The following is a 26,846-nucleotide window of genomic DNA, read 5'->3' on the forward strand; positions in this document are numbered from 1 at the left end:
GTGCCATTGCATCAGTCACCCGCTCTTCATCAGATACCTGACTAACAATTACTTCTGTGCAACCGATATTTTGATAAGCCTCAGCTAATTTTTCGGCTTGCTGCTTGGTGTTCCGAAAAGTCTTGCTCTTAGCACCGTAAATATTTATAAAGCTAATTTGATACATAACTATTCCCTTCTAAATTTCAACCAGATAAACGTTTGCCATTCCCATATTGGAATAAGTTGCTAGTCCATCGTCTGCCATAACTTTTGATTCATACGTTGTATAACGCTCAACGCCACTTTTATCGGTGAATACAACTTGATACATTTTGAGCCTTTCTTACTCTGATATAATCTATATAAATACTTTCGAGGAGAATTGTTTTATGCATATTTATAGCGCCGATCGAGAACAAGAAATCTTATACGATTTGTCACGTCACTTAATTAATGAATTTCTTTCTTTTCCTGAAAATCAAGATCGCCGACATTTCATCCAACTTTCGATAATAGTGCCTGACTTAATTGAAGCCTTCACCATTCTTGAAAAAGAAGATACACGTAGACACTATTCAGATTGGACTTATAAATTCGATAAGATTATTTCTTTTAACCGATCTTTTATCAAAGGCAAATCATTGCAATCCTTCAATTTTGATATAGCTATTGAGTATGCCCGTGATAACTTAGATTTACAGATCGAACTGCCTGTAGATGAAGCGCCAGAGCAATTTGATGAGAATGATACTTATCAATAGTTTTCGGAGAATTGTAGTAATCTTTCCAAGCTATCTCTTCAATCAAATCCACAATCTCCTCGTCACCCTGCTCATCATCTGACAAGTTAAGCAATTCATTAATTACATCTCCAAATTCCTTCTCGATCTTTTCGATAAGGAATTTTATTTTTTGTCTTTTATTTTGCATTTTACCTGTTCCTCAAATCCTTCAATCCAGTAAAATCAACAATTCGCTCTGGATTCTGTGAATATAGTCGACTTGCTGTTGCATCCCCATATTTCTGGGCAATAGTTACTCGTTTATCGTTTGTAGATATAACCGTAGCCTTGTCAGTACGTGATTCAGCAATCTGCCGCATATATGAGCTGACCATGGCATTTGTTTTGCCGTCTTGTAGCTCTGACCCTAAATCATCTAAAAACAACACCTCAGCCTCTCTGGTAGCCCTCAGAATGTTATTAAACTTATCCCGGTCAATTTGTTGTTTACTATCCATTGACAGTTGCTTCAATTCATAAAGCTTGACTGCACTTACAAATAGCACACCCATGCCTTTTTTTCTCAACCCATTAAATAGTCCAGACATTAAAAGCGTTTTACCAACTCCAGGCGGCCCAAAAAATACAATATTTTCAGTAGCGCCTTTAAAATATCTATTCCCAATTTCCCTCACTGCTTGCTTGATATTTTGAGCTTTAATGATATTTGAAGCCTGAATTGCTGGGTCAAAGTCATTAATCGTTGCTAATAGTGGCGTGTCTGCCCATAAATCATATTTACTTAGTGCTTGCCGTTTTTTTGCTTCCCACATCTCTGTAAAGTCGATTGAGTTTTGTCGCTCTTGCTTAGCTAATGCTTCAGGAGTTGATGCTTTATCAATCACTGATTGATCTAACCCACGTTCTTTAACGAGGCGTTTTTGCACTTCTTTAAGACCTGTCATTGATGATTCAGTACCTAACATTTGTTGGCGTTTACCCCTCTTATCAGCAATGACAGCAGCTAATTTATCCATATCATTCATACAAAATCACCTAATCCAAAGGCCCACTCTTGTAGTAACTCTCATCACGAGCGTTATTTCTGGACTTATTATTTGTACCTCTAAAGTTAGCTTCATTTCGTCTGAGGTCATCAAGGGTCACAACGCCATCCTTAACAAAACCATTTAGCACCGATTTAAGGTAATTGAACGATGGTTTTGATACTTTACCAGTTTTCTCAATAGCTTTAATAACAACGTCGATACTTAGTCCATCTTCATTAATAAAAAGATTGATTTCTTGTTTTTGAAATAGTGTTAAGTCTAGTGAGTTTTGGTACAGTGAGTCATCAATTAGTAGTTGGTTGTCATTTACACTACTCTCTACTACACTACACTTAACTAAACTAGACTGTACTATACTAGGCGGACGATTGGTTGCCACTTGGTTGTCATCTGGTTGTCGAAGTGCGTAACGCTTATTAGGTAGGCGTTTAAGCTCATTTAATTCACTCTGATAGATAGTTGGCTTTCGCCGGTCAGCTCTTAAAGTGTTATTGATTTCCCAATCGAGAATGACAATCACTCCAGAACTGAATGAGTAAACAAATCCTCTCTCAATTAGGTTCGTCATATCTCCTTCAGCTGCACCTGTACCCCGCATTATCTGCCTGGGATTTCCAATAAACCCTTCATCATCACCATGCATTCCGAGTTGAAAATAAAGCTCTCGACTTGAGGACGGCATCGTCATAAATTTATCTGTATCAGTGATTTCACTGCTAAACATTCTTTTATTTGCCACGGTGTACCTCCTAAACTATTTTCACTTCACTAACTCGATAACGTGAGTTATAAAATCTACTGTGGTCAGCGACGATCTTAGGGCTTTCTTTACCGTTCAAAACATCAACAAACCGATTTTGGTATGTTTCAACTAGAACCTTTCCGCCCTCTAATACATCATCACTTAAGCCATATAAATCAGCTATTGGCTCATCTTCCTTGCTTACAGCAACAATTATTGGCATGAATTTTTTACCATACATTTGTTCCAACAAGGTTTTATAGACAAACATTTGAACGTGATACATACGAGCCTCAATAAAGTTGTCATACCTTATGCGTTCGCCATCTGGCATATCAACCCATTCAGCGCCATCATCTTTAAGTGTTCGAACTGTCTTATAGTCCAGAAAGTAGCCCTCTTTAACATTTAAAGCATCGACTTTACCTTTCCAAAGTACATCATCAATCTTTCCCTGAATGATTACCTCATGTGCTTTAGCTCTTTCAATCAGGTTCACAATGACTGCATCATCTTCAATCCGCTTAATCATTTGCTCAGCCTTTGCAAAACTTGTTTTTAGCTGGCCCTTAGAACTTCCACGACTAGAAATAATCTCCGGATGTTCTTTAATAAAAGCAGCATGCGCTTCCGGACTTTCAAAGTAACTATGCAAATAATTACCAACCAACAATGCTGTACTATCTGTAAACAATTCATATTCACCAGCTAAGCTAGCGATAAAAGCTGCTTCATTTTGATACATTTGCTTAAACGTTGAGGCTGACATGTACTCTAGCGGCGACACGTCATAGTAATTCTCTTGCGATAACTTCATCATAGTTAATCACCAGTTACGCTAGCCAAATCATCAAATAGTTGGGTCTCTTCTGCATTTGGAAAAGGCTCACTTAAATCTGTATTAGCGCCCTCTTGAACCTTTGGAGTAGTAAGTAAGCTATTAAGTTCCGCTGCTTCATTGCTCGTTGTCACATCTCGTGGCACAGTTAATTCACTCTCAGAGTCTTCAACAATGGCTTGTTGCATCTCTTGGTTTAATGGTGCGTATTTAGAAATCATCGCTTTCATGACCGTTTTTTGAGCCATTGCATCAAAATCTGATTTCCATGGGCCGTTGTTCTTTCCCTTAGAAAAGCGGTCTCGATGCTGTTCAACTTGTTCTTTCGTCCAATAAACTACCTTAGAAAAACCGTTAGTTAGCTTCATACTTGCGAAGTAGCCAGCAATTTTACCTTCTGCTGGTTTTTTAAAATCAATCTCTAACTCCTCAAATAATGGATCATAGCTAATAAATTGTGTTTCATAAACGACACCTGAATTTAATCCCTTGATTTGACCACTGCGCAAAGCTAATTGAATCAAGCCCTTATAGCCAATTTGGAACTGTGCATTGTTACCATAAGGTACGATGTAAGCAAAACCTAGGCTGCTCTCAATTGGTAAATTCAACGTAGCGGCTTTCATTGCAGCCACCATAATTGACGAAGGCTCTGCTCTTTGCAGTTGTTGCGAGCCATTAATTACAGATAACAAGCTGGTGACATATCCGTTGGCATTCTTACCTAGCACCTCTTCGAACTTTCCTTTGATATTTGGTGCATTGAAATATTGTGCTGATGTTAGATTATTACTCATGAGTTACCTCCATTGGTGTAAACTCGTTCAAAGTTTTCTTTGATGTATTCGATTACTTCATCTGTGCTGAATACATGGTTATCTTCGTCTTTATAAACAGGTACATCCCCGTCCCATGTATCACCGACAAACATAAAGTAAGTGCTGACATAGCTTCTTGCCTCGATTAAATTATTGCTATCAATTAAGTCAGACAAATTTAAATAATGACCATTAAACGGGTCTTTATAGACGTGGCTATCGCTTTCATAGATTGCTTGCCCTTTCCAATCTTCACCAAATATTTTTGGCTCGATTGGGTCGAGCTGACCATCAAGCATGTTCATTGTCATACTCCTCCACTCGCACCTTTGACTCCTCAATGTTTAAGCCTGGTAACTTACTTTGTAGACTATCTAACTCTGACTGGGTGAAGCGAGTCTTATGACGGCTATCCTCTAAACGAGTTCCAAAATTAAACCATCTTTCCTGAAAGGCCAAACCAAGCGTTTCATCATTTAAAACATCTCGCTTATCAACTGGTGAAAGTACATAATAAAGCTGTTCTTGCTGAACTTTTGAAAGTAGCGTAGTTAGCAAATGCCTTTCTTCGTTCTGAGCAGATTTAAGCTTCATTACTAGATCGACACTTAAACCATCAACTCCATCTAAATAATTTGTTAAGGCTTTAGAGCTTTCTGCACTTTCCGATAAAGTCTTCAGTGTAAAAATTGTTTCTTGAATATCTAACATGATTAGCTCCTATATGTCCGCTTCTTACGCAATACGGCGTTTAAGCGTTTAGCGATAATTTTCAACGTGTGCATATTCTTAGTCATAATTGAGCCAAGAATTTCACCCGTATCAATTTCTACAATGTTGTACATTTGTTTACTCTCCGTGATAAACTTAAAGGGTAAATTTTTGTCAAAATTTATTGATTTTGCACGTTAGTGGTGGCGGCCATTGACGTGCTTTTTTTGCATAAAAAATGAACTAAATTAACGAACCCAATTAATGCTCCTCCTGTTGCTAAAATCACTGCAACAAAACCCAAGAGCAGTTTTAAGTCATCAAAAGTTATTGCGTGGTACATGTCCTCACCTCCTATTTAATTTAAAATATCGCTCAACGTCACTTCTTCTGTACTCTGTTTTATTTACACCAATATCAGGTACCTCTCGCATGAATAAAGGTGCATGACGGTAGTTTTTATTAAAAGTGTCTAAACTAACTCCGAAAATATGAACGGCAGTTTCAGTGACTGTCATCGTTCTTAGCCCTCTATCCTTTACCTCTGCTTTCTTCTTAGTCATTGTTATACCTCCTCGACCCCTGCAAAATTCAGAAACTTATTAACAAAGTATTGCTGGCCTTTGCCAGTAACTTTTGTTGTGAACGTTAGCTTAACTGAACCGTCTGGATTAATATGTGGACTTTCCTTTACTTTAAAGAGTCCTTGATCAATGTAACGCTGTGTAGGCCGGTTATACCGGCTACCTTGTTTATGAAGATAGCCATTATCTCGCAGCCAACCAAACAGCCGGTTTTGACCAATTTTTACACCATTTTGAGAAATTAACTTAGCTAAATCACCAACTAAAATTGTCTGGTGACTGACGTTCACTGCATCAGCAAAGATTGCTTTAGGCTTCATCTCCGCAATTTGTGACTCATAATTGAGCATTTTGCTTTCTGCGTACTGTAGAGAACGTGCCATCATCATTTCAGGCGAATTAAATGCTTTCTCAACTGCAATGAAGTAGTTACGAATTTCCTGGCTCTTAGCCGTCTTAGACATCATCGCTACATTCTTAGCCATATCTGTTGTTAAGGAATAGTCTTGCAGAGTACGTACGGCTCCATTATTTACAACCGTAGGCAAACCTACACTTGTAAAATCTGCTCCTTCTACATACATATCTTCATATCGTCCAAACCATAAACTGAATCGCTCTTTAACACCTAACCCCTTATGCAATTCACGAGCACTTACTCGTTGCTCGCCCTGCTCAGTTGTTCGAACTTTAATTAATTCGTCCATGTTTAAAACCTCCTAAACTTGTAGCCAATTTTCACCGGTATAACCCGTGTACTTAAACAGAGTACGTAACTTTTCTTGAGCAGCTCGACCACTCTCATTCCCATTCAATAAACGTGAAAGATATTGTTTTGTTGTACCTATTACATTAGCTAATTCTTCGCGAGTGTAATTATTATCTTCTAAGTAATTTGAGAAATTACGACGGGCATTACGTAGTGTCACTACTGCTTCTTTAACCGACATCTTTTGTCCTCCTTGTAAAGTGATTATCAAGTTATTATTGCTTTATTTTTATACTTCGTATAAAATATACACATACTTAAAAGCACAAAAAAATCCCGATATAATAACGTTCCTCTGCAAAGTTACATTTATTATCGCTTGTTTTTTTGTTGCTTTATAACTTGATGAATTAACTATAATACACAGTATAAAAATATGCAAGACTTTTTAGCTGATGTTATAAATGTTTAATTCTCTTACTTGGAGAGTTTGCCTATCATGACACTATTTGAACGAACAAAGAATGTATCTAAAGAACGAGGCCTTAGCCTGCAAAAAACTGCTGAAAAAGCTGGCTTAAGTGTTAACGCAATATACAGATGGAAGACAACTAATCCCAGTCCAGTTGCAATTAAAGCTGTCGCTGACGTACTAAATGTCTCAGTTGATTATCTATTAGGCAACACAGACGAAAAAAATCCTCACTCCAATAAGAATGAGGATAGCAAGGCTGACTTAGCTGAGATTATTGATGATACCCCTATTCTTTCGTTTAATGGTCGGCCTATCTCAGATAGGCAACGCGAAATCATTAAGCAAATTCTTGAATTAGGAGACGACTAAGTGAAAAATCTAATTAATTATCTATATTTTATTGCTTCAGAAAATGGTATCGAAGTAGTTGTAACTGATCGTTTAGAATCACACGATACAGATATTGCTATTCCTGCAGCACGTAAAGTAATCATCAATGAAAATTCTTCAACAAATATTGATGTTTCTTTCCGATTAGCACATGAATTATCACACATTTTATTTGGTAATTCTGAATCAGATGAAGTCTATTCATTCTCAATTGGTAGTCAACGTACTTCTGAAATCAATGCAAATAAGAACGCTTTAAGTATGATTACTAAATTTGTTTACTTAGATACACCGCTTGAATATCGTAATTATATTAACTTCATGAATGCTTTCGGTCTCCCTTCTTATTTTGAAGATATGGTGAAAGAAGCAATTGAGGCTGTTTAATTACACATATACTTGTGATTTGTGTAACATTACGTGCAAGCATGATCCACGTTAAAAGCTTAGGAGTAGGTAAATGTATCTTTTGGGGGTTATTATAGCTGCATTTGGTGGGATATTTACAGCTATATATTTGTTTTCATTCCTATACAATAAAGTTAAAACAGGACACTTTATTGCTTCTGGTAACATTCAAGGGCACTTTATTGGAATTTCTATGATTTTATTATTGTGTCTTGGTTTATTTATTTCATTTACTCATCCAACGAATACTAATCAAAGAGTAAATGCTAACTCTATGTCTAGTGAAAAAGAAACATTAAAAAGTTATGCAAAAACATTTGGGCTTAAATCGGTCGATGAGCTACAGCAAAAAAGTAATGTATACTCTTCTTCACAAATTACTGAAGGAACTTTGTATTCATGGAACAGCGGAAAAGGCATACTAATGCGCTTAGATACTAATTCAGACGGTATGACAACGGTTTATAAGTTGGATAATGACAATAATAAAATCGTTCTTTGGACTGGCAAGACAATTTTTCAACGAACAAAGGTAAACCGATACTATCTAAATTAGAGGAGTAAATAAAATAAAATGAAATTAAAAATATACACAGTCATTGCAGTCATTTCTCTAGTTGTTATTACAGCAATCGGTTTTACAATTCATTCAGTGAATCAGTCAAAAGCTATCGCAGCAAAAGAATCATCAATTAAAAAACATGATAATTCAGTAAGTGAATCAAATAAGCGTTATAGTTCATCAATTGAAGAATCTAAAAAAGTGGCATCTAAAAAAAGTTCTGAACAATCTAAATCAGAATCCAAAACTCAAGTTGAACAATCAACGTCAACTTCTTCAACAACTTATGTTTCACAGACTGGAGCGGTTTCCCGCTCAACAGATAACCAAGTTAAATCATCAACAAATGTAGAAACAAATCAAGCTGTCGAAGTGCCTAACAACGGCAATCAGCCCGCTTCTTCACATAGCGAAATTAGATGGTCTAGTTCGTCTAGTTATATTAGACAGTCTGATGAAATAAGTTATCCCTTAATGGATAAATAAAAAAATCCACATCCCCCGCCGGCAAGCTAAGTGATGTGGATTTAGAGCTTTGAACCCTACTCGTCAATTTAACGGGCTTGATTCTGTTTATTAGTATATCAGACCCGAGCAAGTCTTTAAACTACTCAATTTTATAAAAGAAAGGTTAGGTTTAAATTTATATGTCAATAAGATTAGACGGAAAAACCTACACTGTGATTGTTAACTACAAGGTAGGCACTTCATATAAGCGAAAAGTTAAACGAGGTTTTACTACCAAAAAAAGTGCTCAACAGTATGAGGCGCAACTTATTACCCAACTGTCAGCCGGTTATACCCCTGATGCGAATAATGTGCTATTTATTGATTACTATGACAAATGGTTAACTAAACACCTTAGCTATGGCTTAAAACCTCAAACCGTGGCAAATCACAAATGGACTCAGCAATATGTTCATACTCATTTATCAGGTATTACTCTAGCGCAAATGGATAGAAATAGATTCCAACAAATCATTGATCAATACGCTCTTGAACATAAAGCCAGTACAACTAAACAAGTTGCTTTAAGAATTGGCATGCCACTTAAGGAGGCTTTTAATACTGGCGTCATAAACGTTGACCCAACTTACAAAATAAAAATTAACGGTGAAAAAAGCAAAGACTCTAGTTTAAAGTTTTTAGAAGAAGATGAATTAAATCAGCTACTCTCATATATAGAGAGTGACACAACTGCTAATCTATACAATTTTGTTATCTATACTCTGGCTCTATCAGGCGCACGAGCCGGCGAAGCTCTTGCATTAACTTTTAGCGATATTAATGAAACAAATAAAACTCTGCGCATTAACAAAACAAAGACTAATATCAGACCTCACCAATATACCCAGCCTAAGACTAGCTCATCAATTCGCACTATTTCTATGCCTGACCGTTGGTTCACACAATTAGCTAAAATTAAAGCAACCTACTCTGATTTTGATGAACATTTCTTTGGTGAATCAACTGACCAATCAAGCTTATTAAGAAGATTTAAAAAAATTCTTAGCCAATTAGGTATTAAACAAATTAGCCTGCATGGACTAAGACATACGCATGCAAGTTATTTAATTAATCATAATGTTGACATTGCTTATGTGAGTGAACGACTTGGACATTCAAATATCACAGTAACTCAAAATACTTACTTCCACTTGCTACAAAAAACACGTCAATCCGAGGCGAATAAAGCAATCAATTTGCTTAATAAAAGCTGATATATAGGCCTGTTAGGTGGTGCAAATTTGGTGCAAAAAATTTTTTCTGGTGCAAATTTGGTGCAAATTTATTAGGTTAAACTAGGTATTTACGGGTATGTTTAGGTCTATCAAAAACAAACAAAAACGCCTACATATCAGCTTGTAGGCTAATACATAGGCGTTTAAACAGAATTAGGTTTACTTCAAACCGTACTTCTTGTTAAACTTATCAACCGCACCATCTGCTTGAGTAAACTTTTGCTTACCAGTGTAGAATGGGTGTGAGTCTGAAGTGATTTCAACACGGATCATTGGGTAAGTCTCACCCTCAAATTCAATTGTCTCGTTTGACTTACGAGTTGAACCTGAAAGGAACTTAAAACCAGTTGTTGAATCAACGAATACCACTTGGTGGTAATCAGGATGCATATCTTTTTGCATTTTGAATCTCCTTAGCGCCCTAGCCTCTTTGGACCAGAGTCAGATTATTTAACTTTACTATATTAACATACTACGTTCAATTTTGATAGGCCTAATGATTAGCACCCTTAGCAAATTCAGTATCGTCTTCCGCTTTAAGCACAGCCATAAACGCTTCTTGTGGTACATCAACTGTCCCAACTGATTTCATACGTTTCTTACCCTTTTTTTGCTTATCCAATAGCTTAGCACGACGATCAGGGTCACCCGTATGAATCTTTGAAGTAACATCTTTGCGATAAGCCTTAATCGTTGACCGTGAAATAATCTTTGCACCCACAGCAGCTTGCACTGGAATTTCAAAATTTCGTCGGGGAATAATCTGCTTAAGTTTAGCCGTAATAATTCGACCACGTTCTTGTGCAAAGTCTTTATGCACAATAAAACTTAAAGCATCAACTTTATCACCATTTAACAAAACATCAATCTTAATTAAATCAGACTGTCGATAACCTTCAATTTCATAATCAAGCGAGGCGTAGCCTCTAGTTGATGATTTGAGCTTATCAAAGAAATCAAAAATAATTTCAGATAAAGGAATATGGTATTTAACATTAACCCGCGTAGTGTCAAGGTAATCCATCGTATCAAACTCACCACGTTTGCGCTGAGCCAACTCCATAACTGCACCTACGTAATCATTAGGCACAATAATTTGTGCGTAAACATATGGTTCTTCAATAGATTTAATTTTACCTGCGTCAGGCATTTCTGACGGGTTGTCCACTTCAATCATTTCACCATCCGCCAGATAAGCATGATATGTTACTGACGGTGCTGTTGTGATTAATTCCATATCGAATTCACGCTCTAAGCGTTCTTGAATCACATCCATATGTAGCAGACCCAAAAAACCAGTTCTAAAACCAAAGCCGAGAGCTTGCGATGTTTCAGGCTCAAATTCTAAGCTTGCATCATTTAATTGTAACTTTTCTAGCGCTTCACGCAAATCATTATATTTTGAATTATCAGTTGGATACAATCCTGAATAAACCATTGGCGTCATTGGCTGGTAACCAGGTAAGGCTTCTTCAGCAGGTCGTTGAACATTTGTAATCGTATCACCAGGGCGAGCATCACGAATATTCTTAATTGATGCAGCTACATAACCAATATCACCAGCCATGAGATAATCACGTTTAATTGCATGTGGTGAATTAACGCCAACCTCTGTTACTTCATATTCAGCCCCAGAGTTCATAAAACGAATCTTATCGCCAGCTTTAATTATTCCATTCTTGACCCGAACTGTTAAAATAACTCCTTTGTAAGAGTCATAGGCTGAATCAAAAATTAACGCTTGTAGTGGCGCCGTAAGATCACCAATTGGCGCTGGAATCTTCGTAACAATTTGCTCTAATAATTCTGGAATACCAATTCCCTTTTTTGCTGAAGCTAAAACGGCCTCACTAGCATCAATACCAATCACGTCTTCAATTTCGGTTCTAACCGCCTCAGGGTCGGCTGCAGGCAAGTCAATTTTATTGATTACTGGTAAAATCTCTAAATCGTTTTCAATTGCTAAGTAAACGTTAGCTAAAGTTTGCGCTTCAACTCCTTGAGCAGCATCCACAACTAAGATTGCGCCATCAGCCGCTGCCAAAGAACGTGAAACTTCATAGGAAAAATCTACGTGTCCCGGCGTATCAACAAGATGAAAGATATATGTTTCACCATTTTTAGCTTGATAATGTACTTCGACTGCGTTCATCTTAATCGTAATTCCACGTTCACGTTCAAGGTCCATCGTATCTAACAATTGATCCTGCATTTCACGTTCGGTAACCGTATGGGTTGCCTCTAAGATACGATCAGATATAGTTGATTTTCCGTGATCAATATGCGCTACGATACTGAAATTACGGATATGCTTTTGTCGTTCCTGCATTGTTTCTATACTGTCCATCTACGCGCTCCTCTTCTTTAATCTGTCTTAACTATTATACAGGTTAATCTAGGGCATTAATAGCACCGTAAAGGCTACTTACCAAATATTTCCCAATAAAAAAACTACCGAACGACATTGCGTCCCGTAGTTTATAAAGATTTATTCCATCACTTCTAACACCACTACCTGTTGTTGAATATTGAACATTTCTTGCAGGTTCTGTAATAGTAGGATAATCCATGAAAAAGCTAGGCCAAAGGATAATAACTCAAAACCGGTTAAGGATAGATAATGAATTCCTTGAAATAAAAATTCAGATAGAATCAGACCACCACCAATTAAATAAGAAATTAGCAAAAATTCACGCGTAAGACTTGGAATAAGCCACTTAATCAAAACAATCATCACTAAAATCCACAATCCTAATCCCTGCGCTAAGTAATCATGTACAATGTGCATCCATCCCCGGTTATTGGGGATTGCCCCAACACCGGCCAATGTGAGCGCCGTTAATGAAAATAAAATCCGTAAAAAGAACAAAGAACGATGTTTTGAAAAACTTGCGCCTAATTCACTAAAAATATAATCAATTAAAGCTAACATAATTAGGGCTGAGAAAATCAAGGTAAAATTAAAAATCCAACCATCACCCACACCTTGCGTACCTAAGTAAGAAAAATTATGTTCCCACCAACCCGCACTACCGTTGGTAATCATCGTAAACAAGATTCCACCAAACAAAGTCATAATCATAACCGTAATAATTTGCGAAAATGAAATATTTTGCGCAAGCATCACGATTGTAAAGCTCAGACCAGCAACAAACAAACCGACAATCGCTGATGCAGTATAAATATCTAATCGCGCTCCTGCAAACGCGGACGTAACAGCCCACATGAAAAGCGATACCGCCACAAAACTAATAGTTGTATAGGCTAAAATTAGCGTACACAGGTTCATCCAGTGAACCATTAATTGTTTTTGCAATTTGGCCTTTATCGCATAATAACCAAAGCCAATAAAGGCCATACCAACGCCTAGATAAATCGCCATCTGTGAGATTGAATAGCCACCCTTCATCCGAATTAAGGTTAAACCATCATAGTTAAAAGTCAGCATTGCTATCAGCATTGCTATAATTGCACTGATTATCGCAAATCGAAGTGCCCTTTGTTGTTTTGCGGTGGCCAAACGATTTGCCGCTGCAAAAATTAAATTATTATTTTCAAGTCGGATACTAGTTGCGTATTTACCATCTTTCAGCTCTAATTGCTGAACTAACTCAGCTGGTAAATCGGCTATGATTTTCATGCACCTGACTCCTCTTCTAATTTATTAAATACAATATATCAAATATAACGCTTAAATATAATCCGAACAAGTATCCTTAAAAAGAAGCTGGTAGCTTGTTAAAAATAAATTTTATTTTCCTACTCAAATAAAAAAGCATCGTGGAGCTATATCCACAATGCTTTAAGTTTATTACTTTATGATTTACTTGTCTGAAATTGCAGCAATTCCAGGTAAGGTCTTTCCTTCAAGGTACTCCAATGATGCACCACCACCAGTTGAAATATGGCTCAAACGATCTGCCACACCCAATTGTTGTACCGCAGCAGTTGAATCACCACCACCAACAATGGTTGTTGCACCATTCTCCTCAGTAACCTTAACAAGTTCTTCACCAATAGCTAGGGTTCCCTTAGCAAAGTTAGGCATTTCAAAGACACCCATTGGGCCATTCCAAACAACCGTCTTTGCATCAGCTAAGATTGACTTAAATAGGTCAATTGACTTAGGACCAATATCAAGGCCCATGTAACCATCTTTAATACCATCTTCTGCAACATAAGTATTGGCATCATTTGCAAAGGCATCAGCTGCAATCGCATCAACCGGCAAGACAAGCTTTTCACCTGACTCCTCAATTAATTGCTTTGCTAGATCAACCTTATCAGCTTCAAACAATGAATTTCCAATTGTCTTACCCATTGCTGCATCAAAGGTATAGGCCATACCACCACCAACAATTACCTTATCAGCTTTCTTCAAAAGGTTTTCGATAATGGTAATCTTATCTGAGACCTTGGCACCACCAATGATAGCAACGAATGGACGCTTAGGTGCTTCAACTGCACCACCCAAGAACTTGATTTCCTTCTCCATCAAGAAACCAGCAGCGGTTTGACCGATGTTAGAAGCAATACCAACATTTGAAGCATGAGCACGGTGAGCAGTTCCAAAGGCATCATTTACAAAAACATCACCCAAAGATGCCCAATAAGCACCCAATGCAGGATCATTCTTTGATTCGCGCTTAACTTCTTCACCATTAACAACGTCAGCATAACGGGTGTTTTCAAAAATCAAAACTTGACCATTATCTAATCCATTAATAGCACTTTCCAACTCTGGACCTTCAATTGCTGGTACAAAAGTTACAGGTTGCTCCAAAAGATCAGCCAAACGTTGTGCTACAGGCTTCATTGACAAACCTGGCTTATCATCCTCACTCTTGATACGTCCCAAGTGTGAGAACAAAATCGCCCGGCCACCATGAGCCAAAACATATTTGATGGTTGGCAAAGCTGCTACGATACGGTTATCATTTGCAACAACTACTTCACCGTTCTCTTCTTTCAAAGGAACATTGAAGTCAACTCGCATCAATACTTTCTTACCTTCAAGTTGCAAATCTTCAACTGTTAATTTAGCCATATTTAGCTCCTTAATTTTATCGGTTATCGTTCTTTAAACAAAACAGGTGGCAGGTTTTTACACCGACCACCTGTTTGTGTCATCTTTTAGACTATTGATAATATAGACTAGTAGATTACAAAGTTGCCAAGTGCAACAATGTACGGATCATGTTTGAAGTGAAACCGTACTCGTTATCATACCAAGCAGCAGTTTGTACCAATTGGTTGTCACCAACAGTAATAACCTTAGTCAAAGTTGGATCGTAAACAGCACCGTGGGTGTCGCCAATGATATCTGATGAAACAATTTCATCAGCATTCCAACCAAATGAATCGTTAACATACTTCTTAACAGCATCGTTAACTTCTTCAGCAGTAACCTTCTTTGACAAAATAGTTGTCAATTCAGTAATTGAACCATCGATCACAGCAACACGTTGTGCGTGACCATCCAACTTACCCTCAACTTCAGGAACTACCAAACCGATAGCCTTAGCTGCACCAGTTGAATGAGGAATCGTGTTAGCAGATGCTGTACGGTTTGAACGCATCTTTGATCCACGAGGTCCATCCAAAATCATTTGAGTTGAAGTGAAGGCGTGAACAGTAGTCATCAAACCAACTTCAATACCAAATTCCTTGTCCAAGGCATTAGCCAATGGAGCCAAAGATTGAGTCGTGCAAGAACCAGCAGAAACAATGTTGTCATCTGCAGTCAACGTGTCTTGGTTTACACCATAAACAACTGTTGGGATCTTACCAGCTGGGGCTGAGATCAAAACCTTCTTAGCACCGGCATCAATGTGTGCTTGTGACTTTTCAGCTGAAGTGTAGAATCCAGTAGACTCCAAAACCACTTCAACACCATCATTAGCAACCCACTTCAAGTCAGCTGCATTACGCTCAGCGTATACAGTGTAGTGCTTACCATCGACAATGATTCCAGTCTCATCAGCTGAAACTTCGTTCTTCAACGTACCATGAGTGGTGTCATACTTCAACAAGTATGCCAACATTGATGGGTTCGTCAAATCGTTAATCGCAACAACTTCAATGTCGCTTGCAGAGTCTTGCAACTCCAAGATGCGACGAAAAGCCAAACGACCAATACGGCCGAAACCGTTGATACCAACCTTAACAGTCATTATTAAGATTCCTCCCAGATATTCTATAAACGTTTTACCATTAATATTATACGACTTAGTTTACTATTGCGCAAATGGGCCGTACCAATATTATTGATGCAAAAAAGACAAAAATCTCATTACCATCGTCAAAAAATCCAACACTCTTTTGACACTTACTATTATACACCAACTTTGCTTAAGCTTTCCCTTAAGTATGTGGCCATTTTTAGTTATTCCATAATTAGTCGTCTAACTGACCAATAATTTCTTGAATTGCGGCAAAATCATAACAGGCCCCAATATCCTTATATTTATGTTCATCTTCAACCTTAACTAGCATATCTAAAGCTAGTACAATCGCCATTTGATGCTGAATCACTGGATTATGTGTTAATAAATCTAGTGTATCAAAGTAAGCTTTTTTCTCGGCTGAAATTGCATTAACATACCAATTACCGAAAGCTTTAACCGAAGCCCCTTCCCTTTCAGGTGGTGTAACTTGATTCATTACTAATTCGTAAATATCTGATAAGGGTTCAATCAAGCTTTGCAAACTAGCCGGTAAATTTTGAATCATTTCCCCTAATGCCATTAGGCGCTTTTTTATCTGGTAAGATAAAAAAGCAACATCCCTAAAAGTTGTAAGTTCCTTTAATGAATCTTGTCCATCTATATTATTTGCCATTCCATCTTTCCCCTACTTCACATGTCAAGCTCATTGAGCAATGATACAGGAGAAACGTTTATGAAACTGGGTGTTTTTGTGTCGTTTTTGTGAATGCTACTTGTGTAAAATAAGTTCAAAAGCAGATTTCGAACCAATCCCGGCCGAGCGTAAGATTCCATAACGAATAATTCGAAATATGCCACGGCTAAACCGTTTAATATTTTTTGGCGTCAATAATGTTAAAAACGATACAATACCCAAAATAATTGCCCATGTAGTAAAAACAACGGCAAATGAACCTAAAACAAATAATTGATCAAACATTGACATATTCTCTTCCTCCATTAAGTTTAAACTGTTTTAAATAAGACTTTATTTTAATAATCCATAGTATATATTAATTAAAAGCTAATTTCAAGGAATTATTAGGTTTATCTTGAAAAATATTAGGCAAGCCTTTACAATTAGAATATCTTATATGAATATACGAAAGTGGTGATTCCATGACAAGCTCAGACGGAAAGATAACAATGGGGCGTAATATTAAACGCTTAATAAAAAAACAAGGTATCACAGCTGCTCAACTTGCTGACATTCTTGGGGTATCAACAGCAACTGTTTCTGATTGGTCAAATGGTAAGACCTACCCACGAATTGCTAAGATTGAGGCAATGGCCTCATATTTCGGCGTACAAAAGTCAGATTTAGTTGAAGATCCACAGACTATTTCGGCTTCCGCTTCTGATGAACCTATCTTAATGGCTGCTCATTGGGGTATCGATATTTCATCCCTACCTGATACTGAACGTCGCCGGGTAATCGACCGCGCTAAGGCCTACGTTGAAGGCCTAATTGCTAACTACGAGGACATAGATGCATAACGACCAATATGATGATTTACTAATGCGGGTTGAAGATGATCTAACTGAACGTCAATTAAAACCCGTAATTATTGATAATGTTGACCTATACAAAAATTCTAGCTTGGAAGGTGTCACCTTTATCAAAGATGGTCGCGTCTTTATTTTTATTGAGCGATCACTAGACACTTTTGAAAAAGCTGCAACCTTAGTTGAAGAATATTTCCATGCAATTTCCGATTTAGGTGACCACTTAGATTATAGTGACTCAACTGCCCAAAATGATGAAGTTAGCGCCCGTGAAGATGTTTTAGCCTATATGACTTCAGATGATGACATATTGAGAATTGCCCGTCGCTTTGATGATCAACCATTCTCCGCTTGGATGCTATCTGATTACTTTGGTTATCCACAAGATTTCGCTGAGGAGACCGTTGCCTATTATCAGCGCATTGGCGTTATTAAGTAAAAAGAAGCACTAACCAATTGGTTAGTGCTTCTTTTAGTGCTACAAATGCAAAATAAAAACCCCGTAAAGCCTTTATATAAGGCATTCACAAGGTTATAAAAATGCGCCCGGGGGGAATCGAACCCTCATCTCCAGAACCGGAATCTAACGTGATATCCATTACACTACGGGCGCATTACAACTCTCATAGTATAGCACTTTCCTCAGTTAATCCGCAAGTTATTTCACAAGTTTTGCATTACCATTCACATAATTAATTTCGACACCCGGCTGAACATTTGGTACAAAAACATTAAATTCTAGACTTCCATCTGAAGATTTAGCCATTAACCAATTTCCTGCTGGCACAATATTGTTACCGTCATAAATCGGGGTAACTTTATAGCGTACCCTTTTATTTTGATCTAGTGCTTTACGAACTAGACCTTCATAGTAATTTTGACCCGTATTATTACTATCACCATTTGACGCTTGATTAGCCCAGGCGGTTTGTGTTGTTATATTTTGAACATTTGCCTCAGACGCATCAAAGCCTGCAACATTACCCGCAATCGCATAGCCAACTGAATGGCCTCGGTTATATAGATATTGATATTTACCCGCAATTTTTAACTGATGCCAGCCAAGTGGCTCAATCTTATCGGCATTGCCGGTAGTAACTCGATTTTTATATTGGCGCGCCGAACGGCTTAGCCAAGCATTCGCTACTCCAGGTCGTTGAAGGTTATCCAATGGACTTAAATTGACATAGATTGCAGAAGCTACATTTGTATTTAAATCATTATGATTATTATTAATAATGAAGGCTCCCGTCCCATTAAATTGGATAGCACTACTAGCTAATTGCTGCTTAACATTGGCCGTCATAACCGTATTAGCCAACTGTAATGACGGATGTAAGTCATTAACTGTACCATAAGCCGTTTGGCTCTGATTGGTTATTTTCTCACTGGTTTGGCTTTGTGGCTGAGTTGGATGTTGTTTTTGAACCGCCCAACCACCACCAACGAGGCTTAGAATTAAAACCAGTAACAGGCTAAAATATGAATTACGCTTTTTTCTTTTTGATTGTCTTGCCATACCCTACTCCATTCTATAATACTATGTATCATATCATGTTTTTTACATATAATTAGCTTTAGATGAATAAATTTAGTTGATTTTAACTTTATATTTAGTTATTCCGATTTTTTCGCAAATAAAAAACGTTTTAAAGCATGGTTTGAAATGACCACCTAGCGTTAAAGAATGTTCTCCAACTCCACGGTTTATCAACTACTTTAAAACGTCTCTATACTGAAAATTTAATTTAATGCTTAGTAAAAAACCTTGTCAGGGTACCCAAAAATGAAGGCGCTCGAACCACCCGGTCATTACCTAATTGATCACGAAACAGCCGCAAAATTTTACCGCTCGCCTTTGAAGCAAAACGAATTTTAACTTGATTTTCTAAAACTATATAAAATTGGCGACGTACTTTACCACTCCGACTAACATCCCCTTCAATCCTATCAATTGAACTCCATGGAAAAGTCATATTGTCAGTAACATTACGATCGGAAAAGAATTCCAATCCATTGTCGCCCATCAAAATCTTTCCATACTTTGGAAACCCCAGGTAAGCAACGGCCTCTGCTGTCAAATCAGCGCGCGTGTTGATTGACTCTACCATATATAAAACTACCCCTTATCTATTATCTGATCTAGTCTCTAGGTCAATTTTAACAAAAAACCACCAAATTCCTAGCAGAACTGGTGGTTTATTTACTATGCTAATTTACATCAAGCCAGCCCAGTGTAGGAGAATTCCAAAAATGAATAATCCGATAATAATGTACAATGGCGTATTCCGGCTCTTAAACTTACGCAACAACCAGATAACAAGGAATGTTAGCAACAAGGCAGATAGCCCAGGAAGTAACATGTTCAAGTTATCTTGCAAGTAAGTAATCTTATTTGGGGTCATGTAAACTCCAGACTGTGTAAGATTACCTGATGCATCTTGCTTAAACAAAGTAGTAATAGCTGTTTTAATTCCTTGTGCACCAGATGGTAAGCTATTCCAATCTAGATAAGCGCCCTTTGAAAGGGGTAGTTTTGAGACAACTGAATTTGGTCCAGTCCAACTAATTGAAACCCAACGCTGAATCAAAGCCCCAAGCACAAACATTCCTAGAATTGATGCACCCTTTGTAACCTTTTGTAGCATGCCACCACCAAGGTCACCAGTAATTGCTGTTCCCTGCTTATAACCAAACTCCTGGGTGTACCATAGAAAGGCAATCCGGATAATATTCCAGGCTACGAAGAATACGATTGGTGCGATGATACTACCGCTGACTGCTAAGGATGCAGCAATTGCACCAATAATTGGTCGAACTGTAAACCAAAAGACCGGATCACCAATTCCAGCAAGTGGTCCCATCATTCCAACCTTAACACCCTGAATAGCTGCATTATCAATTTTGGCTCCATTTGCTCGCTCTTCTTCAAGCGCAAGCGTAACACCCAAAATTGGTGAAGCTAGGTATGGATGAGTATTGAAAAACTCCATGTGTCGTTGCAAGGCTAGCTTTGCTTCTTCAGTTCCTGGCTTATATAGTCGCTTTAAAGCTGGCATCAATGAGAAGGCCCAACCAACATTTTGCATACGTTCATAGTTCCAAGAACCTTGTATGAACATTGAACTCATCATAACTTTGAAACGTGTCCCCTTAGAAAGGGTAACTTTTTTTGTTGTGTTAGTATCCATTATAGTTAAACTCCTTTCTAGTATTCGTTCAAAATATCGCCAATTGGGTCACCACCGGACTTACCGCCACCGTTTGAACCTGACCCTGAATTACTATCTTGCAAAGTTAAGTAAACTAAGGCAATTACTACACCGATGATTCCAATTGCAATCAAAGTCAATTGATTAATCGGCGCAATTGCAAATCCTAGGAAGAAGAAAGGCCATAGTTCGCGGGTTGCCATCAAATTAATAACCATTCCATAACCAACAACCACGACCATACCACCACCAATTGTTAAACCACCACTGATTACAGGTGGAATTGATTGAAGCGCATGCATTACTACTTGCTGTGGAACAATCAAAAGTAGACCAGCTGGGATAGCAATTCGCAAACCTTGCATTACTAAGGCAACAATATGCCAAAAAGCCACACCGCGATATGAACCCTTTTCAGCTTGTGCATCAGCCAAGTGAACAATTGCAACTGAGAAGAAACGAACCAAGGTCGTCAAGACCAGGCCAGCCGTTGCCAATAAGATTGCAGCTGGGATAATAATACCTTTAATATTTTCAACCGAGAAATTACCTGATTGAACCATCAAAATTGCTGATGCAACAGAGGCCAAAGCTGCATCTGGTGCAACTGCGGCTCCCACGTTTGCCCAACCAAGAGCAATCAACTGTAGGAATCCCCCCAAAATAATTCCGGCTGCCAAATGTCCGGTTGCCAAACCAATTAATGAACTCGCAATAATTGGTTGGTGCAATTGCCATTGGTCCAAAATCCCTTCAAGTCCTGCTAAGAACGCGAAGATGAGGACAAAGAAAACTGAGATAGCACTCATTGTAGAAATTCTCCTTTATATTTATTGTACGTTAGCCTTTTTAATCAAAGCGAATAAATCTGACTTCGAATCATTAGGAACTTTTCGAACATCAAACTTGATGCCCAAATCACGTAGTTTTTCAAAGGTTTCAACATCAGTCTTGTCCATTGATAGAACACTATTGACCATTGTTTTACCCTTACTGTGCGCCATTGATCCGACATTAATGGTTTCAATAGGGACACCCCCCTCAACAGCTGCTAAAGCATCTTCGGGTGTTTCAAACAATAAGAAAGCATGCGTATTACCAAAACGTGGATCCTTTGCAACTTCAATCATCTTATGGATTGGGACCACATTAGCCTTAACACCTGATGGTGCTGCTTGCTCAATCAAAGTCTTACGCATCTCATCTTTAGCTACATTATCAGAAACTACGATAATCCGATCTGCCTTAGAATCAGGTGTCCATGCCGTTGCAACTTGCCCATGTAATAACCGAGTATCAATACGAACCAGATTAATCTTGATTTTTCCATCACCAATGACAGTTCCCTCTGGAATTGCTTCCTTTGGTCCCTCAACAGCACTTGTTGCTGGTGTTTCAATTGCTGGTTCTAGTGCTTCGGGTAATACTCGAATCCCACCCTTAGCTTCCTTCATAATGTTTGCAACAATTTGTTCAACTCCAGCTTGAGCATCCATCATGCGCTCAGTATATGCTTGAATCAACATTGGTAAGTTAAGTCCCGTAATGATGGCGATTTTACGATTAGCACTTTCATTTAAAACCGCACTCGCTTGATTAAATGGTGACCCACTCCATAGGTCAGCCAAAATCAAAACCTCATCATCATCTGCAAACTTAGCGATTGCTTCCTCAAACTTGGTATGTAGCTCAGCTGGCCCTTCATTAGGCATGAAAGTCACAACTTCAACCTTTTCTTGGTCACCAAAAATCATTGATCCTGATTGATGGATTCCGTTGGCAAACTCACCATGACTTGCAATAATAATTCCAACACTCAACTCCTCTACCTCCTTCTATGAAATAAATAATTATAAAATTGCTTTACTTGCTCAAATAACCTAGATAAGTCATATTTACTTGTTAATAGGACTTTTAAAATGTAACAACTAATAAATAAATACAAACAAGCTGTACATAACAGTTATTTTATGAGCCATAAATATAATACCTTAATTGTAAGAATAAGTAAACGTTTTCATAAAATCACCGTAAGGTTTTGGTATATCATTAGCTTTACTGAATATATAAGGAATTGAGCTGTTTATCCATATAATGTATAGGTCATTTCGTCAATGTCATGTAAAAATTTTTCACTATCTTAATTTTTACAGGTATTTTGCATCAGAGAATCAGATGTTCATTAACCTGTTGATAAAACTATAGTTTGTTATACCTATTTTAATTCTCCTTTTTATTAAGTCTGTTATACTTTTACTTAGGAAAAATAGGAGTTAACCATGCAAAATTTCAAAAAAAACTTAGGAAACCCATACTTACAATTTACACTTTACTTTTTAATTATTTGTTTATTTGTTTTCCTACCTTACTTTTTCACCGGCTCATCCTTAATTTGGAATGCCGATGGGATAACTCAACACTTCCCAGCTCTTCTAAGCTGGCGTGAAACTTTAAGAACATTGATTTTTAACCATCATCTAATTAGCCAATGGAATTGGCACATTGGCCTTGGTGCTGATTACTTACAGACATTTTCATACTATACCATTGGTGATATCTTTACCTATCCAGTCGCTTTCATTTCAGTCAAAGCCGTACCAATTTTTTATAGTCTAATGATTCCGGTGCGACTTTATCTTGCTGGTATCAGTGTTATTTGGGCCAGTAAGTATTTCAATAAATTTTCAGCCCAGGCTCAATCATTAGCAGCAATTAGCTATACCTTCTTCGGGTATACGGCCTTTGCCGCCTTTGAACATCCTTTTTTTCTTACACCTTTAATTATTCTTCCATTGTTACTAGTTGCTATTCAGCAAGCCATTGTCAAACAACGCTATCTTTTGTTATTAGTAATTGGAACTTGGACTTTAATTAATAACTTTTATTTTGCGTTTATGCTTGCAAGCGCCGCAATTATTTATTGGGCCACGCTTTGGATTGTTCGACCTGAATTACGCAATAAAGTAACCTTGCTCAAATTAATTCTTACTAGCCTTGCCTGTTTAGCACTTAGTGCAATCATTTTTCTCCCTAGTTTAGCCGGCTTACTTAGTTCAGCCCGATCAGGAAAATCCTTGGCCAACGGGCTCATTTTTTACCCTTTGAACTACTATCTAGCCTTGCCAGGTATGTTAATTGGTAATCTTTCAACACCATCATTTTGGTTTACCGGTGGTTTTAGTATTCTAGCGATTTTCGCCTTAATTTTTGTCTTTAGACATCTTATCCATAGTAATCGCAAGCGTTGGTTACTAATAGCGGTAATTGTTCTAATTTTAATCCTGCCATTTTTTGCTGGTTTAATGAATGGTGGTTCTTCTCCATCAAACCGTTGGTTATTCTTAGCTAATTTTCCACTTAGCCTTTGCCTTGCTTATCTAATTGATCATTACTCAGAAATTAATCAAGGTGATTTACGTTATATGTTTATCTTTAGCGTGATTGCAAGCATCAGCCTACTTTACAGCTCAAACTTTAGCTTACAAAGTGTTTTTGGTCTCTTACTAGCCTTATTAATTTTTAGCTTAGCCATTCTTTTTAATCGGAGAACATGGCATCGCCTATTACCGCTAGCAATCATCCTGAACGCTTTAGTCACAATGAATTTATATCATCAAAATAATTCGGACCCTAAAGCAACTCAGCTTTTAACCCAGCAAGCAGCAAATAGTCTAGTTGCACAACAAAAGAATTACCCACAAATTGGCAGCAGCTCAAACCGAGTTTACATTGAAAATCAGCTTGGTGACATCACTGGTATCTCACCTGCCAGCAACCTTCCCTTACTAAGCTCCGTTAAAAATATTGAAAGCTATTGGTCATTACAAAATGGTAATGTTGGCCAATTAATGCAGCAGCTTGGTATTGCCAACAGTAGTCCAAATGATGTAGTCAGCAATGCAAATCTTGATAGTAATCTACTAAATATACTAGGAGTTAATCAAGTTTTCTTAAATAACAAAACCAAGCTACCTAATTTTACGAGTACAACAAACACAGTTAATAATCAAAATCAATTGCTCTCTAAGACTGCCTATCCCCTTTTTTATGAAACTCCGTACCAAATGACAAGTACCGCTTTTAATCAGCTCAATAGCTCTACTAAGGCCGCCAGTTTAGTTGATACGACGGTAGTAGATAAACCAAATAAAAAAACAAGTACATCTGCCTTCGCACAGACGGTTCACACTGCAAAAATTTCCTATAATGACCAGGTTCACTATCAAACAAGTAGTCATATCAAATGGTCAAGTCAGCCTAGCCTACTTCCAAATGGAATTTTCTTAAAAGCAAATTCTAATTTAAAAGGCACAGAATTACATTTAGAAATTACTAATCTCAGTGGTAGACCATTTGGTTTCAGTGGCCGTTTAAAGCATGCGGATGCGCTTAATCAATTTAATCAAAATTTGATACAACAAAATCCTTCGCTTTCAACTGATTATCGTGATAATAATAAAGCGGCTAATTGGAATTGGATTCGTAATAATTTGAATGATTTGGATAACCAAATTAGTGGTTATACTTTCTCTGCTGATTACCTAGGTAATCAAGGGCAGTTTACGCAAACTGGTCAAAACAATCTATCGTTTTATAATCCACGAAAAATGGTCAATATCAACTTAGGACCTGCTCGTGATTACCAACATGATCAATTCATTCCTTTTAAATTTAGCAAGGTCGGTAACTATCAGTTTACTGCTCGAGTTGTAGCTGTACCAGTTGACCATCGTTTCACGAAAAATGCTCAAGCGATGCAAGCTAGTGCACCTAAATATGAAATTGCTAAAGATCATATTACTATCAAGCCACGTGTTAGCAATAAGACTCAATTAATCACCAGTACCATTCCTTACAGTACTGGTTGGCAGAGTAGTGATGCAGAAATTGTAAAGGTTAATTCAGCTTTCATTGGGCTTAAGGTACCAGCTAATCAGAAAACTGTTCACTTAGTCTATCGTACGCCTTATCTAAGGTTTGCTAGTTTACTTTCTAGTGCTGCCTTAATAATTACATTAGCTTATCTATTACTTCGCTATCTAAAACACCTTAATAAAGGATAGATAGAATAAATAAAACCACCTCACTAATGAGGTGGTTTTATTTATTTTCCTGGGCGATTAAACCATTCGGCAATACTTATCCATTGTTGGTCATCTTGTGACTGGATTGTATAATCTGAAATATTATATAAGGTCAAACGATCTTCTGTGCCCAATGGTGACCAATAGGTATCATCAGCTCGTAGAATAACATCTAAATACTGATAACTAGCTTCTTTTCCAGCTGAATCGCGAATTAAGAATCCCTCTGCTACATTCAAAGTCCGTTCGCCTAGGGTTGGTCCCCCCTCACCTAGTTTATTCATTAATGTCTGGTATGCATCTTCATGAAGGGTTATTTCTGCCATAATAATTACTCCCACTATTCTCTTTTAGCCAATAAGCCCGTTGAATAGACTCAAACTACTAATCGAATGATCTAAAATTTTAAAAGGTATCTACTTGCTAAGTATCCAATCGCGTTTACCAATCAGACAATAATATGATATAACGTCTTTACAAAAAAAACGACCATTACTTATAAAGTAATGGTCGTTTTAGTAATCGGGACGACAGGATTCGAACCTGCGACCCCCTGGTCCCAAACCAGGTGCTCTACCAAGCTGAGCTACGTCCCGATAAATGCCGTCGGTGGGGGTCGAACCCACACTCCCTTGCGGGAACTGGATTTTGAGTCCAGCGCGTCTGCCTATTCCGCCACAACGGCCTGTCTTATATTATGTCAAGGGCGGTAGATGGGAATCGAACCCACGCGTGTCGGTACCACAAACCGATGTGTTAACCACTTCACCACTACCGCCATGGCAGGGGTAGAGGGAATCGAACCCCCACCAACGGTTTTGGAGACCGTCGTTCTACCGTTAAACTATACCCCTATAAATGACATAATATACAACAAAAGCGGTCACAACGGGGCTCGAACCCGTGATCTCCTGCGTGACAGGCAGGCGTCCTAGCCAGCTAGACCATGCGACCGATGGACGTTACAGGGATCGAACCTGTGACCCCCTGCTTGTAAGGCAGGTGCTCTCCCAGCTGAGCTAAACGTCCAAGATATGCATCGCGATGTCCTATCCTCGCAGGAGGCGATCCTCCAACTACTTTTG

Annotated in this window: 34 protein-coding genes and 7 tRNA genes; 9 read left to right on the forward strand and 32 right to left on the reverse strand. The window is 37.9% G+C overall.

Annotation, left to right across the window (positions count from 1 at the left end):
- Positions 1–178: 178 nt before the first annotated feature.
- Positions 179–313 (reverse strand): hypothetical protein, encoded by a 135-nt coding sequence (locus TT13_RS11655; RefSeq protein WP_278279349.1) that lies wholly within the window; start codon positions 311–313, stop codon positions 179–181.
- A gap of 58 nt (positions 314–371) precedes the next feature.
- Here TT13_RS11655 and TT13_RS09470 point away from each other — a divergent pair, with 58 nt between their 5' ends.
- Positions 372–743 (forward strand): hypothetical protein, encoded by a 372-nt coding sequence (locus tag TT13_RS09470; RefSeq protein WP_027699746.1) that lies wholly within the window; start codon positions 372–374, stop codon positions 741–743.
- Positions 744–913: 170 nt separating this feature from the next.
- On the opposite strand, the gene TT13_RS09475 is transcribed toward TT13_RS09470, so the two are convergent.
- Genes TT13_RS09475 through TT13_RS09515 form a run of 11 tightly spaced genes read right to left on the reverse strand, consistent with a single transcriptional unit; the run spans position 914 to position 6,417 of the window.
- Positions 914–1,750 (reverse strand): ATP-binding protein, encoded by an 837-nt coding sequence (locus TT13_RS09475; RefSeq protein WP_027699747.1) that lies wholly within the window; start codon positions 1,748–1,750, stop codon positions 914–916.
- A 10-nt stretch (positions 1,751–1,760) separates the two neighbouring features.
- Positions 1,761–2,513 carry a DnaD domain-containing protein gene (locus tag TT13_RS09480; protein WP_052348616.1) on the reverse strand — a complete coding sequence of 251 codons (753 nt, stop codon included), beginning with the start codon at positions 2,511–2,513 and terminating at the stop codon, positions 1,761–1,763.
- A 10-nt stretch (positions 2,514–2,523) separates the two neighbouring features.
- Positions 2,524–3,336 (reverse strand): PD-(D/E)XK nuclease-like domain-containing protein, encoded by an 813-nt coding sequence (locus TT13_RS09485; RefSeq protein WP_045477151.1) that lies wholly within the window; start codon positions 3,334–3,336, stop codon positions 2,524–2,526.
- A gap of 2 nt (positions 3,337–3,338) precedes the next feature.
- A complete protein-coding gene (locus TT13_RS09490) occupies positions 3,339–4,151 on the reverse strand; it encodes a recombinase RecT (RefSeq protein ID WP_027699748.1) in 813 nt (270 codons plus the stop codon).
- The gene (locus TT13_RS09495) at positions 4,148–4,477 is read right to left on the reverse strand and encodes a hypothetical protein (RefSeq protein WP_027699749.1); all 330 of its coding nucleotides are present in this window, start codon (positions 4,475–4,477) and stop codon (positions 4,148–4,150) included. The genes TT13_RS09490 and TT13_RS09495 overlap by 4 nt, the downstream gene beginning before the upstream one ends.
- Positions 4,464–4,883 (reverse strand): hypothetical protein, encoded by a 420-nt coding sequence (locus tag TT13_RS09500; protein ID WP_027699750.1) that lies wholly within the window; start codon positions 4,881–4,883, stop codon positions 4,464–4,466. Before TT13_RS09500 ends, TT13_RS09495 begins: the two co-directional genes overlap by 14 nt.
- Positions 4,884–4,885: 2 nt before the next feature.
- Positions 4,886–5,017, reverse strand: a complete 132-nt coding sequence (locus tag TT13_RS11660; protein ID WP_278279350.1) for a hypothetical protein — start codon at positions 5,015–5,017, stop codon at positions 4,886–4,888.
- Between the two features lie 47 nt (positions 5,018–5,064).
- On the reverse strand, positions 5,065–5,226 hold the full coding sequence (locus TT13_RS11365; RefSeq protein WP_190279660.1) for a hypothetical protein: 162 nt from the start codon (positions 5,224–5,226) through the stop codon (positions 5,065–5,067).
- A 4-nt stretch (positions 5,227–5,230) separates the two neighbouring features.
- Positions 5,231–5,446, reverse strand: a complete 216-nt coding sequence (locus TT13_RS09505; RefSeq protein WP_027699751.1) for a hypothetical protein — start codon at positions 5,444–5,446, stop codon at positions 5,231–5,233.
- A gap of 2 nt (positions 5,447–5,448) precedes the next feature.
- Positions 5,449–6,174 carry a phage antirepressor KilAC domain-containing protein gene (locus tag TT13_RS09510; RefSeq protein WP_027699752.1) on the reverse strand — a complete coding sequence of 242 codons (726 nt, stop codon included), beginning with the start codon at positions 6,172–6,174 and terminating at the stop codon, positions 5,449–5,451.
- 12 nt (positions 6,175–6,186) lie between these two features.
- Positions 6,187–6,417, reverse strand: coding sequence for a helix-turn-helix domain-containing protein (locus tag TT13_RS09515; protein ID WP_027699753.1), 231 nt, complete (start codon positions 6,415–6,417; stop codon positions 6,187–6,189).
- 258 nt (positions 6,418–6,675) lie between these two features.
- Here TT13_RS09515 and TT13_RS09520 point away from each other — a divergent pair, with 258 nt between their 5' ends.
- The 5 genes from TT13_RS09520 (at position 6,676) to TT13_RS09540 (ending at position 9,732) form a co-directional block, all read left to right on the forward strand.
- Positions 6,676–7,020 carry a helix-turn-helix domain-containing protein gene (locus tag TT13_RS09520; protein ID WP_027699754.1) on the forward strand — a complete coding sequence of 115 codons (345 nt, stop codon included), beginning with the start codon at positions 6,676–6,678 and terminating at the stop codon, positions 7,018–7,020.
- Positions 7,021–7,428: an ImmA/IrrE family metallo-endopeptidase gene (locus TT13_RS09525; protein ID WP_027699755.1), complete on the forward strand. Its 408-nt coding sequence runs from the start codon at positions 7,021–7,023 to the stop codon at positions 7,426–7,428.
- Positions 7,429–7,501: 73 nt separating this feature from the next.
- Entirely contained in the window at positions 7,502–8,005 is a 504-nt protein-coding gene (locus tag TT13_RS09530) for a hypothetical protein (protein WP_027699756.1), read from the forward strand.
- An 18-nt stretch (positions 8,006–8,023) separates the two neighbouring features.
- Positions 8,024–8,497, forward strand: a complete 474-nt coding sequence (locus TT13_RS09535) for a hypothetical protein (protein ID WP_027699757.1) — start codon at positions 8,024–8,026, stop codon at positions 8,495–8,497.
- A 161-nt stretch (positions 8,498–8,658) separates the two neighbouring features.
- A complete protein-coding gene (locus TT13_RS09540; RefSeq protein ID WP_082816222.1) occupies positions 8,659–9,732 on the forward strand; it encodes a site-specific integrase in 1,074 nt (357 codons plus the stop codon).
- Between the two features lie 180 nt (positions 9,733–9,912).
- Here the strand turns inward: TT13_RS09540 and TT13_RS09545 are convergent, their stop codons facing one another.
- The 7 genes from TT13_RS09545 to TT13_RS09575 form a co-directional block, all read right to left on the reverse strand.
- Positions 9,913–10,155, reverse strand: coding sequence for a type B 50S ribosomal protein L31 (locus TT13_RS09545; RefSeq protein ID WP_027699758.1), 243 nt, complete (start codon positions 10,153–10,155; stop codon positions 9,913–9,915).
- 91 nt (positions 10,156–10,246) lie between these two features.
- Positions 10,247–12,100, reverse strand: coding sequence for a translation elongation factor 4 (gene lepA, locus TT13_RS09550; protein ID WP_027699759.1), 1,854 nt, complete (start codon positions 12,098–12,100; stop codon positions 10,247–10,249).
- 141 nt (positions 12,101–12,241) lie between these two features.
- Positions 12,242–13,393, reverse strand: a complete 1,152-nt coding sequence (locus tag TT13_RS09555; protein WP_045477154.1) for a DUF998 domain-containing protein — start codon at positions 13,391–13,393, stop codon at positions 12,242–12,244.
- Positions 13,394–13,576: 183 nt separating this feature from the next.
- Positions 13,577–14,800, reverse strand: coding sequence for a phosphoglycerate kinase (locus tag TT13_RS09560; RefSeq protein ID WP_027699761.1), 1,224 nt, complete (start codon positions 14,798–14,800; stop codon positions 13,577–13,579).
- Positions 14,801–14,915: 115 nt separating this feature from the next.
- Complete coding sequence (gene gap, locus TT13_RS09565) at positions 14,916–15,926, reverse strand: type I glyceraldehyde-3-phosphate dehydrogenase (RefSeq protein ID WP_027699762.1); 1,011 nt, start codon at positions 15,924–15,926, stop codon at positions 14,916–14,918.
- 223 nt (positions 15,927–16,149) lie between these two features.
- Complete coding sequence (locus TT13_RS09570) at positions 16,150–16,593, reverse strand: hypothetical protein (protein WP_027699763.1); 444 nt, start codon at positions 16,591–16,593, stop codon at positions 16,150–16,152.
- Between the two features lie 96 nt (positions 16,594–16,689).
- Positions 16,690–16,905, reverse strand: a complete 216-nt coding sequence (locus tag TT13_RS09575) for a hypothetical protein (RefSeq protein WP_027699764.1) — start codon at positions 16,903–16,905, stop codon at positions 16,690–16,692.
- A gap of 173 nt (positions 16,906–17,078) precedes the next feature.
- On the opposite strand from TT13_RS09575, the gene TT13_RS09580 reads away from it, so the two are divergent.
- Positions 17,079–17,456: a helix-turn-helix transcriptional regulator gene (locus tag TT13_RS09580; protein WP_027699765.1), complete on the forward strand. Its 378-nt coding sequence runs from the start codon at positions 17,079–17,081 to the stop codon at positions 17,454–17,456.
- The gene (locus TT13_RS09585; protein ID WP_027699766.1) at positions 17,449–17,904 is read left to right on the forward strand and encodes a hypothetical protein; all 456 of its coding nucleotides are present in this window, start codon (positions 17,449–17,451) and stop codon (positions 17,902–17,904) included. Before TT13_RS09580 ends, TT13_RS09585 begins: the two co-directional genes overlap by 8 nt.
- A gap of 102 nt (positions 17,905–18,006) precedes the next feature.
- Here the strand turns inward: TT13_RS09585 and TT13_RS09590 are convergent.
- The 6 genes from TT13_RS09590 to TT13_RS09615 all read right to left on the reverse strand — a co-directional run bounded on the left by TT13_RS09590 (position 18,007) and on the right by TT13_RS09615 (position 22,497).
- Positions 18,007–18,078 (reverse strand) — tRNA-Arg (locus TT13_RS09590).
- 45 nt (positions 18,079–18,123) lie between these two features.
- Positions 18,124–18,984, reverse strand: a complete 861-nt coding sequence (locus tag TT13_RS09595) for a DNA/RNA non-specific endonuclease (RefSeq protein ID WP_027699767.1) — start codon at positions 18,982–18,984, stop codon at positions 18,124–18,126.
- A 229-nt stretch (positions 18,985–19,213) separates the two neighbouring features.
- Positions 19,214–19,576, reverse strand: coding sequence for a DUF956 family protein (locus TT13_RS09600; RefSeq protein WP_027699768.1), 363 nt, complete (start codon positions 19,574–19,576; stop codon positions 19,214–19,216).
- Between the two features lie 105 nt (positions 19,577–19,681).
- On the reverse strand, positions 19,682–20,656 hold the full coding sequence (locus tag TT13_RS09605; protein WP_045477156.1) for a PTS system mannose/fructose/sorbose family transporter subunit IID: 975 nt from the start codon (positions 20,654–20,656) through the stop codon (positions 19,682–19,684).
- Between the two features lie 17 nt (positions 20,657–20,673).
- The gene (locus TT13_RS09610; protein WP_027699770.1) at positions 20,674–21,486 is read right to left on the reverse strand and encodes a mannose/fructose/sorbose family PTS transporter subunit IIC; all 813 of its coding nucleotides are present in this window, start codon (positions 21,484–21,486) and stop codon (positions 20,674–20,676) included.
- Between the two features lie 21 nt (positions 21,487–21,507).
- A complete protein-coding gene (locus TT13_RS09615; RefSeq protein WP_027699771.1) occupies positions 21,508–22,497 on the reverse strand; it encodes a PTS sugar transporter subunit IIB in 990 nt (329 codons plus the stop codon).
- Between the two features lie 459 nt (positions 22,498–22,956).
- Here TT13_RS09615 and TT13_RS09620 point away from each other — a divergent pair, with 459 nt between their 5' ends.
- On the forward strand, positions 22,957–25,740 hold the full coding sequence (locus TT13_RS09620; protein WP_027699772.1) for a YfhO family protein: 2,784 nt from the start codon (positions 22,957–22,959) through the stop codon (positions 25,738–25,740).
- A gap of 41 nt (positions 25,741–25,781) precedes the next feature.
- On the opposite strand, the gene TT13_RS09625 is transcribed toward TT13_RS09620, so the two are convergent.
- From TT13_RS09625 to TT13_RS09655, 7 genes are all read right to left on the reverse strand, one after another.
- On the reverse strand, positions 25,782–26,087 hold the full coding sequence (locus TT13_RS09625; protein WP_027699773.1) for a hypothetical protein: 306 nt from the start codon (positions 26,085–26,087) through the stop codon (positions 25,782–25,784).
- A 196-nt stretch (positions 26,088–26,283) separates the two neighbouring features.
- Positions 26,284–26,357: transfer RNA gene (locus TT13_RS09630), tRNA-Pro, on the reverse strand.
- Positions 26,358–26,362: 5 nt separating this feature from the next.
- A tRNA-Leu gene (locus TT13_RS09635) sits at positions 26,363–26,446 on the reverse strand.
- A 20-nt stretch (positions 26,447–26,466) separates the two neighbouring features.
- Positions 26,467–26,539: transfer RNA gene (locus TT13_RS09640), tRNA-His, on the reverse strand.
- A gap of 2 nt (positions 26,540–26,541) precedes the next feature.
- Positions 26,542–26,615, reverse strand: a tRNA-Trp gene (locus tag TT13_RS09645).
- A gap of 26 nt (positions 26,616–26,641) precedes the next feature.
- Positions 26,642–26,715 (reverse strand) — tRNA-Asp (locus TT13_RS09650).
- A 2-nt stretch (positions 26,716–26,717) separates the two neighbouring features.
- Positions 26,718–26,790: transfer RNA gene (locus TT13_RS09655), tRNA-Val, on the reverse strand.
- Positions 26,791–26,846: the final 56 nt, after the last annotated feature.

The sequence above is a fragment of the Weissella oryzae SG25 genome (assembly GCF_000691805.2).
Taxonomy (GTDB): domain Bacteria; phylum Bacillota; class Bacilli; order Lactobacillales; family Lactobacillaceae; genus Weissella; species Weissella oryzae.